A 15,831-nucleotide genomic window follows, 5' to 3' on the forward strand; every position below is an offset into this window, starting at 1 on the left:
GAGCGAATGAGGCACCCCGTAGCTACGGATGCAATGTTCCATACTCCCCCGCGGGTGCGCTGACGCTTACACCGCGCTACAAAACCACTAAATCAGCCTACGGCAATTACCGTAGCGCGGCGTAACGAATCTCGCGAGGAACGAGCGAATAAGGCACCCGCGACGAGTCAACAACACGCGAGAAAACGGTGCAGCGTCTGGTGTTAACGGCAAAAAAAAGCCGCTGCAGTATGAACTGAGCGGCTTTATTTACTGATACGGTTCTTTCTAACTTTACACGTCGTAACCTGCTTCCCGGGCGAGCGTCGTGTTAGCTTTTAGCCAGCCTTCAATGTGACCACAGTCAAAGGTGCGGCCATGCATACGGAACGCCTGCACGGTTTTGCCTTCCTGCATCAAACGGTCGATAGCATCCGTCAGCTGAATTTCATTACCCGCACCAGGTGGTTGGTCACGTAGCAGCTCCATGATGCGATATGGCAGCACATAGCGGCCAATAACCGAAAGGCGTGAAGGCGCATCTTCGGGCGCGGGTTTCTCTACCACACCGCGCATATTGGCGCTCTCACCGGCAGCAGGCTCATCACAGTCCACAATGCCGTAACGGTAAACGTCTTCCTTAGGCACCGCTTCCACCATGATTTGCGAAGCGTTATTTGTAGCCCAACGCTCTACCATGCTGCCCAAATCACAAGCCGCACTGCCAACTTGTGGCTTCACCAGCACATCAGGAAGGATGACGGCAAACGGCTCGTCTTTGTCTAACAGATGCGCGGCACAAAAAATCGCATGGCCCAAGCCTTTTGCGTTTGGTTGGCGAACGCTGGTCACTTTGAGCTTTTTAGGAGAAATAGCAGACAGTGTTTCCAATAATGCATCTTTGCCCTTACTGGCCAATGAGTGCTCAAGTTCAAAGTGAGCATCGAAATGGTCTTCAATCGCAGACTTTCCAGCTCGAGTTACCAGAATGATTTCATTAACACCCGCCGCCAGCGCTTCTTCCACCACGTGTTGAATGAGCGGACGATCCACAACGGGCACCATTTCCTTGGGAATCGCTTTGCTAATGGGTAACAGGCGTGTGCCAAAACCGGCTACCGGAATAATCGCTTTACGCACTTGGGTCATCATTAACGTCCTTTCTATTGCGGGTGCGCTGTGGGCTTACCTCGCACTGCAAAACCGATAAATTAAATATTTAACAACTCTCGCTAGTAATCAGCGAAAGCCACACTTACCCTTTTAGTACGCTAGATAGCAGTGCAGAAGCGCTTTCAATTAACTCGTCTAAATGCTGCGGGCCCTTGAAGCTTTCAGCGTATACTTTATAGAGCGATTCAGTACCACTGGGGCGGGCAGCAAACCAGCCGTTGTCAGTCACCACCTTCAAACCACCAATAGCTGCGCCGTTGCCGGGGGCATTAACCAATACCGCGGTGATCGGATCACCGGCTAACGTGGTTTCCGTAACACTGTCCGCAGTAAGCTTTTTAAAAGCGGCTTTTTCTGCAGCTGTACAGGCAGTGTCAACGCGCTTGTAGAATGGCTCGCCGAAGCGTTCGGTTAATGCACGGTAGTACTCGCTGGGCGTTTTCCCGGTGACCGCAGTGATTTCAGCCGCTAACAAGCAAAGCGCAATGCCGTCTTTATCAGTAGACCAAGCCTTCCCATTGCGCGTTAACAAGCTCGCGCCAGCACTCTCTTCACCACCGAAGGCGAGCCAGCCATCGTGCAGCCCTTCAACAAACCACTTAAAACCCACCGGCACTTCATAAAGTTCACGCTGATGGGCAGCCACAACCCTATCAATCATTGAAGAAGACACCAGCGTCTTACCGATATTGAGCGTTTCCGCCCATTCAGAGCGATGGCCAATCAAATAATCCACGCATACCGCTAAAAAGTGGTTTGGATTCATTAAGCCATTGGCATCCACAATGCCGTGGCGATCAGCGTCAGGATCGTTGCCAAAAGCGAGATCAAAGCGATCCTTAATCTTTAACAGATTAGCCATGGCATCAGGGCTAGAACAGTCCATACGAATCTTGCCGTCATGGTCCAACGGCATAAAATCGAAACTAGCATCTGTTGATGTATTGACCACCTCAAGGTTCAAGCCATAGTGTTCAGCCACTGCCTGCCATACTGGCAGCGCTGTTCCACCCATGGGGTCAACGCCAAGAGTGAGATTAGCTTTTTGGATAGCAGCCATGTCCACTACGTCGCCCAACTGAGCTACATAGTGAGCAGTAAAATCATACGCTTGTGCATGCGCCAGCGCCTGCTCTAAGGGCACCAGCGAAATATCACATAACTGACGTAGCAAATAGGCATTAGCACGCAGTTCAATCCATTTCGTTGCTTCGGTATCCGCTGGCCCGCCATGCGACGGGTTGTACTTTATACCGCCATCTTCAGGTGGATTATGGGAAGGGGTAATAATCAAGCCATCGGCCAACGCAGTGTCTGGTGTTGCCTGATGATTGAGTTGGTTATGCTGCAAAATTGCTCGACTGACCAATGGCGTGGCCGTAATACCATTATCTTTTTCAATGAATACAGATACCTTATTGGCGGCCAACACACGCAACGCACACTCCCATGCAGGCTTTGAAAGTGCATGAGTGTCGTAACCAAGGAACATAGGGCCTTGATAGCCTGCCTCAGAGCGGTAATCCACCACCGCTTGAGTAATCGCAAAAATGTGCGCAGCGTTAAAGGTGCGATCGGTGGCACGTCCTCGGTGACCTGAGGTTCCGAATGCCACCCGCTCTTTGGCAATGTTGGCATCCGGGGTTTCATCAAAAAACGCCTTAACGTTGGCATCCATCCTATTTGCTCCCTGATTAATATTTGGCTGGTCCGCACGCACCTGCCAAAACCTTAGTGCACGCTGCGGATCACCGATGTCACTGGCATCTTTTGCGGCCTGCTGCGCCATTGTAACCGTCGCGACTGGATCATTAAGTAACTGCTCGATGGCAGCCTGCCATGCCTGCGGTGAATCTTCTACCAACAGCCCATTAACTTCATGCCTAACCACCTCGGTATAAGGGTAGCGGTTTGAATAGATACCCACTCCGCCCATGGCAGCAATATCGAGAAACTTAATAAATGACTTGCCCTGATTAAAGGGTGTGTTTAACAACGGCGCCAAACCAATGTGCAACTGGCACTTAGCCTGATAATTGCGAAAAGCGTGCCAAGGCAGTGGGTCTGGTGCCAAAACATTAGGTAATTCTACCAAGGCTTTTGGAGCATGCTTACCCAGCATCAGCTCAAGCTGTGTGTCGTTGCGAGTTTGCTGAATAGCCTGCAATGCAGGTGCAATGTGCATTAAGTCATTCAGGTGCGCTCGAGTACCGTGAAAACCAATTCGCCACGGTGCTGAGGATGAGGGAGATGACTCAAAGTGGGTCTTTACGGGCAGCGTAGCGATAAGAGGTGGCGTTAATACAGACACGCAGCGGTGAAGAGGACGAAAACGCTCAGCCAACACCGCGCTGCAAGCAATGACTTCGTTGCTCAATGCCACCAAGCGGGGCTGAAGCTTAGCAACGCGCGCCAAACGCTTTCGGTAAGCTGGCGGCAGTGTGGGGTCGTTGGCGGCCGCCTCAATATCATCGTCAATTAGATAACCAATATAGCCAAATGCTTGGCGATGCCGCTCAAGCCAGCGCAGCCAGCTCAACGGCAGCGAGCGGCATAGCAACACATTTGCACCAGCATAGTGGTGTAAAAAAGAGCGGCCATGACGCCACGCTGCACCGAAAGAGCGCGAAGCGACAACACGCTCAGCCGCTCCCCCCTGGTTTCGTATTACCGGAGCGGCAGACTCGAAAAAGTAGATATCTTCAGTGGGCAGGCCTCCATCGCTAAGCACGACCCAATGCGTGTGGCAACGCCTCACTCTCCCCCCTCACTTGAGCGAAAAATCTTCATGCACAAGCGTTAAATTGGGATTGTAAGCGGGATCGCTGTCTAGGTGCTTTCCCCAGGTACGGCGCATATAAGCAACTTCACTCAGCCAGCGGGCGCGTTTAGTCGGTGTATCGTCGGCACCGCGAGAGATAGACTCATGGTGGTAAAGTTCAGCAAACGGCGACCATAAGTTACGGTAGCCTGCTTGCCTAACCTTTAAGCACAAATCAACATCGTTATAGGCAACGCTGAGTTTCTTTTCATTTAAGCCGCCTACGTTATTGAACACATTCTTGCGCAGCAGCAAGCAAGCAGCGGTCACCGCAGATAAGTTCTGAACCAACTTCAAACGCCCCGCGTAACCATCACTTTCACGTGGGAAGAAGCGATGCGCATGACCTGCTACGTCTCCCAAACCAAGTATTACCCCACCATGCTGCAGCATACCGTTTGGGTAGTAGAGCTTGGCCCCGACACAGCCAATTTCAGAGCGGCAGGCCTGACTTACCATCTCGGTCAACCAATGCTCATTTACCGGCTCCACATCATTATTAATCAAACCAATGATGCTGCCATGGGAGTGTGCCGCGCCAAAATTATTAATCGCAGAGTAGTTAAACGGATGATCCCAATGCAATACTCGAACACGCGGATCGCGCTTGGCCACCGCTTCCATGTAAGCAATGGTTTCAGGGCAGTCACTCTGGTTATCCAGAATCAACAGCTCAAAATGGGAGTAGGCAGTGCGCTCTAAAATGGCATCCACACACGGTCGCAAAATATCAACGCCATTGCGAGTAGGCACTAATAAGCTCACTAACGGCGCGGGATTAGGAATTGGCCACTCAATTCGCACTGAGCCTTCCAACAAACCCGGATGTACTACCGCTTTTGCACTAACCACGTGCTGCTTCAATACGCTGCTGACCAACGAAATAGCATCTTGCTGGTGAAGCGGATGAGGAAAGTCTTCACTACGGTGATACAGCATGGCAGGCAAGTGGCACACCGACTTTTCATTGCCGTGAGTCACTTTCCACATCATAAAAGTGAGCGCCAGCGCATAATCAACCGCAGCTCGGCTGGTTAAGTGAGAGAGTAGATCCGTCTGCTCAGACTCCAACTGCCATAGCAACCGCCGTTTATATAGCGCTACTCGACCAATGTAGTTGGTCGAAAGCAACAAATCTGGATTCCAGCCAGGCTTGAAATTTGGCTTGCAACGCTTACCATTTGCTCCCAGTACATCTTCATCACTATAAAACAGTTGTGCTTCAGGATGATCATTCCAGGCTTTTGCCAGTTGGCACAACGCTTCCTTCGCTAACTGATCGCCACAGCTAATCCGCATGACCCCATCGCCCTGGGTTTGAATAAACCCCTGATGGTCTAACTTTGCCAAGGTGCGATGATAACTATGGATCAAGTTGATACGGCTAGTGGTCGGAATATAACGCTCTAATGCTTTTCGCTGCGCATCGGTAATCTCAGCGGAAAGCACAATAAAGACTTCCCAAAAAAAGTAACTTTGTGCTTTTAAAGAGTTAATGGTGGCAATGAAAGGCGCTTCGCCGTACTCTAAATCACTCAGCGTAACAGGCATGATAATCGAGAACAGCGGCGCTGTTTTCAAGCTCGCAATAAGCGCTTGTGGGTCTTCCACAGCCTCTTTCTCGGTGGTACTTACCCAACGCGCATAATCTTCAGACACATGTTGCTTTGCGTGGGTTTGGTTATATTCCGCCAAGGCAATTCGACGCCAATTGCACCCTTGAGCCACAGACTCAATGTGAAAGTGCCGCACAACGTCACGCGTTCTCATGCCTTTGAAACTAGCGTGGTTATTGATCAAGCGTCGCGCCAAACGGCTCCGGGCGAACCAGGGTGTTAACCACACCCACTCTGCCGTTAGGTTTGCCAACGCAGCTTCACTGGCTAGAAACGAAAACGCAATTTTTTTAACCCCAAGCGGCACCCAAAGAATTCGCTTAGTGGTCTTACCAGGGCGCAGCGATACCGATGTTTCGATAATGCCTTTACGAGTATAAAAAAGAATCGTGGCCGCGCCGTGGGCATCTGAGCCTAGCCCATCCAGCTCCAGCATATTCCAGCCGGGAAGAGGTTTTTCTCCATCACTAACACAGTAGGTACTTGCCTTTACGGGCGTATTGACCTTTGCTGCTGCTTCGCTTTTAAAAGCAGGTGCAGCTGCCACACGAATAGTGGGATGACGCCGCCAGAAAGGAGGCACAGCGCTGTGCCTCCCAATGGCAGCCATCATTTCTTTTAAACCGACAATATGCTGCCTCATCGCCATCCTTAACCCATTCCGTTACCAAGGCAACACTTACACAAGATGGCTACTGGCAATCTGTTCCCAACGCAGCAGCCCCAAGGTTTGAAGGTATTCATCTGATGCGATGATACGCTTTTCACGAACGCCTTCAAACGCCTTCTCATCCAGCTGTGCACACTTTTGATGAATCACCTTATCCAAACTATGGGCAACCGTTGGAATCTGCACCACAAAACGAGCATTCGTCTGGGTTGCTAAATACGCTGGAGCAACCGCTTTTACTAGGTCTGGATCCACATTACCCGCGCTATGCACAAACACAATGCGCTGAAACACACGGCATAAATAGTTAAACATGGAGTAACTAGAGGAAGAGCCGAAAATCAAACACGTGCCTGCCATCAGGGCCTCGGGATACTCAACCACCAGCAATCGGCCAAAGTTGGGCAAGCCGTTGTCGTAGGTCTTGTAGCGAGCGTAGCCAAAGGAAACCAGCACATCAACGCTAGACGTCTTATTGGGGGTTAGCTTATTGCCAAGATCGCCAGACATGGTTTTGCTTTTATAACGGTCGTTTTTAAAAAGCTCACGGCAGGCGTTTTCATCGACCCCTAGCTTAGCCACTAACGCTAGCGTCGCAGCCAAAGCCCCTTCATTGGTCCAGTGAGTATCGGTTGGTATAAAAGCCCTATCACCCAACGCCTTTAACTCATCGACCGGATAAACAACGTCTTTGGAGACATCAAGAGTCAGCAGTTGGTGCATAGGGCCTGAAGCGCCCTCTTGCCGAGGATGATAATTCGCGCCCATCACGCTCTCTTTAGAAGGCGCCACCAACAACGCCCAAGGAAGACCGTCAGCGACATTTTCAAGCTGATGCAGATAATCATCCCACCCTTCTAAACCTGACTTGGTAAGACGCATGCGCCCCATAAACTGGTCGACGCTACCATTCGTGTCGTTATCCAAAAACAGCCAGCCCTGCTTTCCTTCCAGAACTTTCAGCTGTTGGCCACAATCATCATTGCCGATATCTAAGCGTATTTCCCTCAACAGCCAGGACTCGCCTTCAAGCACTAACATTAAACGAAAGCTGGCTAGCATAGGGGGGACAGTGAAACGAAAGCCGCCTACGCGCTGCGCTGCCTCCTCCATAGGCGCAGAGACAATTTTCTCAACAACATCCGGACGATCAATGTCCAACGGGTGACATAATTCAAATTCAGGCTGCCACTGAGCAACAATACGCACGTCAGAAAGCGTCTCGGCTAAATTCTCAGGCAACACTATCCAGCCCTGAACAACACGCCCACCAGGAAGAAACCAAACAGGGCGCCTAGGGTCAGGAAAATCCAGATGCCACCGCACTCCAAACTCACTGAAAGCAGTGCTTTTCTGTCCTAATAGACGCTTAACAAAACGTGCTAGCCGAAGGCTTAAAGGCTTGCTTTTACGCTCAGAATCATCACAAGCATTTTCGAAAATTCTCAATCAAACCATCCATATCAAGCGGCTAAGTCACTTAGCCTTCAATTATCCCAAACCGCTTTACGGAAACCTAAGGAGCGACGCGTGGATTCGTCCCACTGGTTCTTTTTAAACATCAAATCGAATTCGCTATTGGAGCGGCCTGAAAGTACGCGTGTAGATTTCTGTAGCTTATGTACTACGCACGCATCACTAACGTGATAAATACGTAAGCCAAGCAAATGCCGCACCACATCACAATAGATACGATCAGAGCGATAGTGTCGACCAAACTGAGCATCCAGCGGGCCAGCACGCACGTACGTTTCTCGGGGAATATAAACACAAAAGAACGGCGCAAAAGTGATTTCTACTACTCGGCCATCATGCAATAGGGGTGGCGTCAGTATATTGCCATGATGAGACGACAAGTTAACATCGCAGGGCTGTTCAGCATCGGCATATGGAACATGTGTAGTGAGGGTTGGCGTGCCACCTGGCAGAATTTGCTGAGGCACCACCAAACCACACTCAGGTAGCTGCCGGGCGGCCTGTTGCATGGTTTCCAGCGCCCCCGGCTCAACTTGAGCGTCATTGTTAAGCAATATCAAATCGTGCTCTGAGTTAGCCGCAGCCATGCCCAAGTTAACTGCATGAGTAAAACCATAGTTACAGGTATTAAAAATCGCCTTCAGCCGCCCTGCTGCCTGAGCCTCTTCCAGGAAGGTTTTGACCGGGGGTGACGAATCATTATCAACAACAATCACCTCCAGTTTTTCACCAAGCGCCAATGCCTCCAGGCTCACCAAGCAGTCGCGTAGGTCTTCTAGTGACTCATAGCTAGGGATGATCACTGACACCCCTCGACTTAGCTCTGATGACGCAGTCGAGGACCACTGGTGCCCTGTTGCCTCGCGCACTTGCTCTAAATAGCCAATATAGGCGGTGTTCGACGTTAGCGTGTTGGTGGCACGGCCGTAGTAATAGTGGGTCAAAACGACAGGCACCGAACAGAGGCGTAAGAGCTGGCTATAACGACGAATCAGGTCCCAATCGACAAACCTTGGTAGCGTTTCATCAAAACCGCCACAGCGCTCATAAGCGGCACGCGTATGGCAAAAAGCATTAAGATCCACATAGTTTTTGTTGAACAATAAAGCACGATTCAAAGGCCCAAACAGCACCCCCGCCGGCTCGGTGGTATCTCCAGAGTAATGATACAACCCGGAGTACAGCGCTTGTGCCGTCGGTTCGCGACCAAACGCGGCAACCATCGCCGCCAAATAGCGAGGATCCCAGGCATTATCAGAATCTAAGTAAGCAATATAGTCTCCGTTTGCCGCAGCCAAGCCTTGGTTGCGAGCCACAGAAACCCCGCTATTGTTGCCTAACGCTATCACCTGAATGCGTGTATCTTCAGCGGCTTGCTGATCGCACCACTCGCGTGTTCCGTCGGTACTGCCATCATCCACTAACAGCAGTTCCCAATTGGCATACACTTGACCGCGCACCGAGTCTACCGCCGCTTCAATAGTATCGAGTCGGTTAAAACACGGCATCACAATAGACACCAGCGGCGGGGCTTCGAGTGACTGCGCCTCACGAACCAACGCATCTGCCACATTTTCCATAGTGGCTAAACAGCGTTTATCAGCTTCACGAAAAGGACGTGGTAAATAGGGGTCAACCACCCCATGCGAGAGATAGCCCGCAAAATCACTAAATGAGCGCTTAAACGCCCAGCAAGCATCGCCACTCGCCACCGGCTGACGAGTCAATGCATCCAGCAGCTCAATGGAGTGCCGTTGACCATCGACCAGCTCAACCGGCGGATAAGCCTCGAAGGAGTGCCGCCCTTCATGCAGGCCATTTTCAAGCAGATCAATACGAAATTGGTTAGCTAACACCTCAATTTCATGGCGACCATCAATGCGGATGACTACCGCTCGCGGTTCACTACTGTTGCGATCAGCTAGCCAACCACGAATAGCCGTGCCTGCCCCTAGGTTAAGGTCACCTGCCAACGACTGAGTTGCAGATACTGTCGCAGATGCTTTCACAGCGGCAGGAGCCGATGTAGCTGAGGCCGCCAGTAGCCGCGAAGGCATGGTGGTTTCTAACGGCATTCCCTGCTGCCAGCGCTGGATGTCAAACCGGCCGGAAGCATCATGTCCCAGCAGCACAACACGTTCAGCTTGGGGAACAGTAACGCCCCCCACCAAACGTTCCAAGGCATGGGCCAACTGCCCATCCTGAGCACCAGACTCCGGCTCAAATGTTAACGTGTTTGCCAACGAAGCGACGTCCGCCAATGCCTGCGGACGGAACCAAAACATACTACCGGCAAAAAAGCCCCAATCTTCGTGCAGTGGAACTCCCAGCTGAGGACACAATTTCTCTAACCAAGGCCGATTACCAAACTGCATAGCCTGCTGGCTCATAAATAGCTGACGCGGGCCAGCCAACCGTAAGCTCGAGTCACGACGAAGATAAGCAACCAAGTTTCGCAAGTCGTCAGCGGCGGGCAGCACACTTTCCAGCAATGCGTCACGCCACTGCTTCGCGACAGCCGTTACGCCCTGTTTGGTATGTAACTTCAAGCACCAATCATAGCGTTGCAAACTAGGTAACAGCTGGAGAAATGGCGCGATATCGCGTCCACGGTTAGGGCAACACACTACCTCAGCGCCAGGAAAGCGCTGCTGTAAAGCAACAATCTCAGGCGTATCTGGCGCATGGGGTGTTGTAATAAACAAATCAAAAGGCTCGCTAAAGAAAGCGAGCCGCTCCCCCAGCAACGCCACCAAATCAAGATGATATGCATGCACTACAACTGCCAGGGATGGCTTAAGGCGAGCGTACCTGTCTTGGACTAACGCCTGCCGCCCTTCCTCTTGGCCATGCCGAAGATAGTGCAGTAATGGATCTAGCCCCGATGCAATAACATCGGGATAGCGGCGGCAGTACTCATTAGGATCAAAGCCAGGCCCAGGACAACGACCCAACGCCCAGCCATAACGTGTAAAGTGCCCTAGCGGAGAAAGTTGACTGTAATGAGTATCGGGGTAGCGGCTCGCATACCACCCTGCGTCGAATAACTTAGCCTTCAACAACTCGGCAGCTAAAGCCTCGGTGTTATTAAACGCAGCATTTCCTAGCTCGTGCTTTTTTAGCAACGTACGATTAACGTCTCTCATCACAACCTCTTGATACTACGTTGCTCTTTTTCACCAAACTTAAGATAGTGCACTAGTGGATTCATCCCAGTTTCTGCCACATCGGGGTTACGCTCAAGATAATATGCAGAATCAAACGCTGGGCTTGGATTACGCCCTTCAAATCCCCCCAACAGCAAATAGTGACGAGCCGGGTTTTTCGCCATTTTGCGATCTTGAGCAACATCTGGATTGTGTGCCAAATACCACTTGGCATCGAACCACGGGCTTTTCCTAATAAGCTTAACCTGGCGATTAATCGCCCACCTTGAAAGTTTAGCGCCCTTCGCAGCAACACTGTTGTCTGCCAACGTTCCTTGTTGCGACGATGCCTCAGATGGCAAACGCCCCGCCTCCAGCAGGTTTACCAATTGAGCCAACTCACGGTTCTGGCGCTCAATCTCAACCGTTTGCTGCGCCTGTATATCGAAGTTTTCAGCCGCTGCCTGCTCAGCTGTCTTCAGTTCACGCGCCAGTTGCTCACGCTGAAGCTCATTAGCCTTCAACTGATCGTTAAGCGTCTGCAGCTCTTGCTCATACTGGCGTTGATTAGTGTTGAGCTGATCGTTAAGCCTCTGCAGTGCATGCTGCGCCTCACTCAAGTCGCGCTCGCAGCCCTGTTGTTTACGGGTGAGCTCGGCCAACTCATTAAAGCGGGCTTCCAAGGAATATTTTTGAGCCTGTAGGCGATCAGTTAATTGAACGACTTGGTGCTGTTTCTCTGCTAACGCTTGTTTTTTACCTAGAAGTTGCTCAGTAAGGCTTGTAATGCGCGCTTCATGCTCGTGCGCAAATTGAGCTTGCTGCTGGTTTAGCGTTTCAGCGAGATTCTGAGCGGTCGTTAACTCATCGGCTTTATCTTTTAAACGCGTCTCGAACTGGTGTATCAGCGCCTGTTGCTCCTGGATAGTGACTTTGTCCAGGCAACTGCATCCTAGGCGACCAAATACATCCTGCACCTCCCGAGCAGCACTCGCCGACTCAAGCGCCCCTAACAGGTCATGCACCAACGGTGGCAAATCATCGCCCACCGCTAATAATCCCAAACCAGCACCATGATAAAACGCTAAATGAGGATAACGAGCAGCAAGCACTTCAAAAGCACGGAAGGTCTGGCAACCAGGTTCGCGTCGAGCGATGCCGGGCATTAAGATAACGCCTTTACTGGAAAGGCGTGGTACCCAACGGTCAATTAGGTCGTCGATGCTTTCGTCTTGCGGCGCAATATTGAGCAATAGAAGATCAATTGAGTGCTCATTAAACTGCTGTACCGCCTGTAGAGGGCTGGCCTTTAACCACTGGCTAATACCGGCATACTTATCTACCGTTTGTTCAGTTAAATCATGAACCTGCCCAACGTTAGCCTCGCCAATGACATAGCTATTACCACCTAAGCGAAGCCTGGAAACAGCTTGACACACAGCGAAATGCGATACCAAGTCAACCTCAATACCGACCGAGCTAGTTGGCTTTAAGGCCTCGACCAACCAAAACAGAAAAGGCAAGTGTTCCAGCCACGGCGACGTCTGACGGTACTCAGGTTGCCAAAACATGGAACCCTGAGCCAATGCGCTAATAGAAGGCTGAATAGCCAGCTCATGCGCAGTATTTTTGGTAGGCGATTGAGAATATTGGCTCACGGTATTTTCCTAATAACAAACGCGTTAAATCGCAATGTCGCCAGTTTAACTGGGCAGATTGGCGGCAGGTGCTTCAAAGGGGCGGACATCGGGGTGGGCTGGCATATAAAGGTCGCTGGGCTGCTTGGCCCTGGCATGCCATTGAGCCGCCGCCTGACGATAGCTATGACGTACCCCGTTAAACTGGGTAACTAAATGCGTAGGCCCCGCTTGGCTGAGTGATGTCGGTAGACTACGCCCAAACGATAACGGCGTGCCCCTTCCAACCGTACCTATCGCCTTACTGCCAAAAGCCGCGACAATACGCTGAAAATACTCAGTATCCGCATCCACTTTAACAACATCCCAAAAACCTAACTGATCAACAACCTCGCGCCGAAACATAAACGATGATGTATTTCGATAAATCCAGCCATCCAGCGCCTCAAGGCGCCAACGATTGAACAGCATATTAGTCGAGCAACGCACCCAATCACTAAAACACGCTTTCCATTCGGGGTGACCTTGCAAACCAGCAACTTGCTGCGCCAATTTTTGTGGGTGAGACCAGTCATCGCTATCATGTACGGTAATAAACGCACCTTTAGCGACAGCTAATCCACGATTTCGCGCTGCGTACGCCCCCTGATTACGCGGCTGAGAGATCACCGTAAAGCGCTCATCCTGCTGGCTAAACGCCATCGCAACGTCTAATGAGCCATCGGTAGAAGCATCATCAACCACGATCACCTCCAACCGCCGATAACTTTGCTCGGCTAAACTTTGCAAAGCGGTTGCTAGGTGCTCCTGGGCATTAAACAACGGCATGATAATGCTGACTAATTCCGACGCAACAGTGGCAGTAATGTTCCCCAATGCTTGGTGATCAACGGTCAAATTATCCATTGTGAGGGGCTGGCAGGGGTCTTTAAAAATAAGCGGGCAAAGATTAGCAGCACGGTATAAGTTGTTAATGTGCTGCAATCGCTGCTGTTCGCTTAACGCCGCCGCCTGTGAAGAAGAGGACGCTATCGGCTCGTCAGACATATACAGATTGGCCTGGGCAGCGAGTATGTTCGCCAATGCCAACTGGGTATCTGGATAACGGGGAAACGCCTGCTCCAACTGTTGAGCACGTTGCCAAGCAGTCACCAATTCACCGGTGTTCGTTAAGGCATCTATTTCCAGTAACAAAGGAGCTGCCGTTGCGGGCTTTATATCCGCCAGCCAGTGACGGCTAGCCAAAACGTCAGCGCACTGCTGCCACTCGCCTTGCCACGCATACCAACGTCCCAACGCCCAGGCTGCATAACTGGCTTCCCAGGAGTTTTGATGCGCAAGCAAGTCCTTCAAACTGATCAACTGCGACGTACTATCGAGCCCTTGCCAAAGCCGCTCTTCATGTTGCTGTGAGCGCAGTTGGACAGGCGGCCAACGCCCCTCCTTTGCACCATTATGAGTAAAATGCAGTAAGGGGCTAACGCCCGCATTAGCAACATCCTGATTGTTTTTAAGATAAAACTGCGAGTCAAAACAGGGCCCTGCCTGCCTTCCCCAAGGCTCACCAAACAACAAATAATGCTGAGCAGCCGACATGCCAGAAGCCGCCACATCAGGATAGTGGGCCATATACCAGTCAGCATCAAACCAAGGGCTTTGCTCAATGCCATCAATAGCTTGAGAAAGCTTTTGTTGCTCTGGCTGGCTGCTAGGATCAGGTGTCGAAGACAGGGGCAAAAGATATATCCTTATCAATAACAAGTAGCTAACTAAATCACATTACCTAAACCAAGCTATCTGCTATCTGCTGGGCACTTGACTGAGCCTGCTCAGCATCAACCGCTTCTACCATCACCCTGATTAATGGCTCAGTGCCCGATTTGCGCAGCAAAACGCGTCCTTGGCTACCTAAACTGGCCTCGACATCAGCCACCACCTGCTTCACCAAAGGTGTGCTCAGTGGGTCGTGCCCTCCGTTAGCAGCAAAACGCACGTTAATTAACGTCTGCGGGAGTTTCGTCATCCCCTGCTTAGCCTTATAAAGCGTGGTGCCCTGGTTCAGCAATGAAGTAAGCACACGCAGAGATGCAATCACCGCATCACCAGTAGAGGCATGATCTAAGCTTAACAGATGCCCAGAACCTTCCCCGCCTAAGCGCCAACCTGTATTTTTTAGCTGCTCCATTACATAGCGGTCACCTACTTTCGCACGCACAAAGGGAACCTCAATCGCCGCCAATGCTTGCTCAAGCCCCAGGTTGCTCATCTGAGTGCCAACAACGCCACCCGTGTAACCGGCATCTTTGGCATCTTTAGCCAACAAAAACAGCAGCTCATCGCCATCAACGACGGTTCCCGTGTGGTCAACCATCATCAGGCGATCGGCATCACCATCCAAGGCGATACCTAGGTCGGCTTCTTGCTCTAGCACTGCCGCGCATAGGCTGCGCATCGAAGTCGCGCCACAGTCTGCATTAATGTTCACACCGTTAGGCTGGTCATGAATACTAACAACCTCAGCACCTAACTCTTTGTAAACCGCAGGCGCTACTTTATAGCCAGCACCATTCGCGCTATCCACTACAATTTTTAGCCCGCTCAAGCTTAATGTGCTGGGCAGTACGGCTTTACAGTATTCAATGTAACGACCAGCGGCATCGTCTACACGGCGCGCTTTACCTAGTGCCTGTGAACTTACGCACTCCATACCGCCTTCCAGAGCAATATGGAGCTTATTTTCAATTTCCTGCTCTTGAGCGTCGGTTAGCTTATAGCCCCCCTGCCCAAATATTTTGATACCGTTGTCGTCAAACGGGTTATGCGAAGCGCTGATGACCACCCCGGCATCTGCACGGAAAGTAGAAGTAAGGTACGCGACACCCGGCGTAGGCAGTGGCCCGACCAGAGCCACATTAACACCCGCCGCTGAAAAGCCTGCTTCCAACGCAGACTCCAACATATAGCCACTGGCTCGGGTATCCTTGCCAATCAATACCTCTTTAATACCTTCCGCCCCCAGCACTTTGCCAGCGGCCCACCCCAGCTTCATTGCGAAGTCTGGAGTCATAGGAAATTCGCCAACACGGCCACGCACACCATCGGTGCCAAAATATTTACGCATAAAATCAAACCATTAAAAAAAGTATTGTGATACGCGAGACAGGTTGAGAGATGTCTTAAAACCCCGTCACTCCCGAACGCCTGAACCAAACTGGATTCCCGCTAAGGGCATGCGGGAATGACAGAACAGTGGGAACGCCACGCGGCGCTCCCGAACCCACACAAACGTCATTCCCGAGCCACCCACAACCCC

General features: G+C 51.2%; 8 protein-coding genes. All 8 read right to left on the bottom strand.

Features of this window, described 5'->3' with window-relative positions:
* Positions 1 to 273: 273 nt before the first annotated feature.
* Positions 274 to 1,128 (bottom strand): UTP--glucose-1-phosphate uridylyltransferase, encoded by an 855-nt coding sequence (locus HVE01_RS19265; RefSeq protein ID WP_146945425.1) that lies wholly within the window; start codon positions 1,126 to 1,128, stop codon positions 274 to 276.
* Between the two features lie 106 nt (positions 1,129 to 1,234).
* A complete protein-coding gene (gene pgm, locus HVE01_RS19270) occupies positions 1,235 to 2,872 on the bottom strand; it encodes a phosphoglucomutase (alpha-D-glucose-1,6-bisphosphate-dependent) (RefSeq protein WP_417863623.1) in 1,638 nt (545 codons plus the stop codon).
* Between the two features lie 1,047 nt (positions 2,873 to 3,919).
* On the bottom strand, positions 3,920 to 6,232 hold the full coding sequence (locus tag HVE01_RS19275) for a glycosyltransferase family 2 protein (RefSeq protein WP_146945426.1): 2,313 nt from the start codon (positions 6,230 to 6,232) through the stop codon (positions 3,920 to 3,922).
* Positions 6,233 to 6,268: 36 nt separating this feature from the next.
* Positions 6,269 to 7,585, bottom strand: a complete 1,317-nt coding sequence (locus HVE01_RS19280) for an alginate O-acetyltransferase AlgX-related protein (protein ID WP_244973733.1) — start codon at positions 7,583 to 7,585, stop codon at positions 6,269 to 6,271.
* Positions 7,586 to 7,746: 161 nt separating this feature from the next.
* Complete coding sequence (locus tag HVE01_RS19285; protein ID WP_146945428.1) at positions 7,747 to 10,881, bottom strand: glycosyltransferase; 3,135 nt, start codon at positions 10,879 to 10,881, stop codon at positions 7,747 to 7,749.
* On the bottom strand, positions 10,881 to 12,539 hold the full coding sequence (locus tag HVE01_RS19290; protein WP_146945429.1) for a hypothetical protein: 1,659 nt from the start codon (positions 12,537 to 12,539) through the stop codon (positions 10,881 to 10,883). The genes HVE01_RS19285 and HVE01_RS19290 overlap by 1 nt, the downstream gene beginning before the upstream one ends.
* 45 nt (positions 12,540 to 12,584) lie before the next feature.
* Positions 12,585 to 14,255 carry a glycosyltransferase family 2 protein gene (locus HVE01_RS19295; RefSeq protein WP_244973734.1) on the bottom strand — a complete coding sequence of 557 codons (1,671 nt, stop codon included), beginning with the start codon at positions 14,253 to 14,255 and terminating at the stop codon, positions 12,585 to 12,587.
* A 46-nt stretch (positions 14,256 to 14,301) separates the two neighbouring features.
* A complete protein-coding gene (gene glmM / locus HVE01_RS19300; protein WP_146945430.1) occupies positions 14,302 to 15,639 on the bottom strand; it encodes a phosphoglucosamine mutase in 1,338 nt (445 codons plus the stop codon).
* Between the last annotated feature and the right edge of the window lie 192 nt (positions 15,640 to 15,831).

Origin of the sequence: Vreelandella venusta (genome assembly GCF_007989605.1) — a bacterium.
Lineage (GTDB): Bacteria > Pseudomonadota > Gammaproteobacteria > Pseudomonadales > Halomonadaceae > Vreelandella > Vreelandella venusta.

Bases quoted from the DNA above. Each gene is read 5' to 3' on its own strand.
- HVE01_RS19265 (WP_146945425.1), bottom strand. From the start codon at position 1,128: ATGACCCAAGTGCGTAAAGCGATTATTCCGGTAGCCGGTTTTGGCACA.
- HVE01_RS19285 (WP_146945428.1), bottom strand. From the start codon at position 10,881: ATGAGAGACGTTAATCGTACGTTGCTAAAAAAGCACGAGCTAGGAAAT.
- glmM (WP_146945430.1), bottom strand. From the start codon at position 15,639: ATGCGTAAATATTTTGGCACCGATGGTGTGCGTGGCCGTGTTGGCGAA.
- HVE01_RS19275 (WP_146945426.1), bottom strand. From the start codon at position 6,232: ATGAGGCAGCATATTGTCGGTTTAAAAGAAATGATGGCTGCCATTGGG.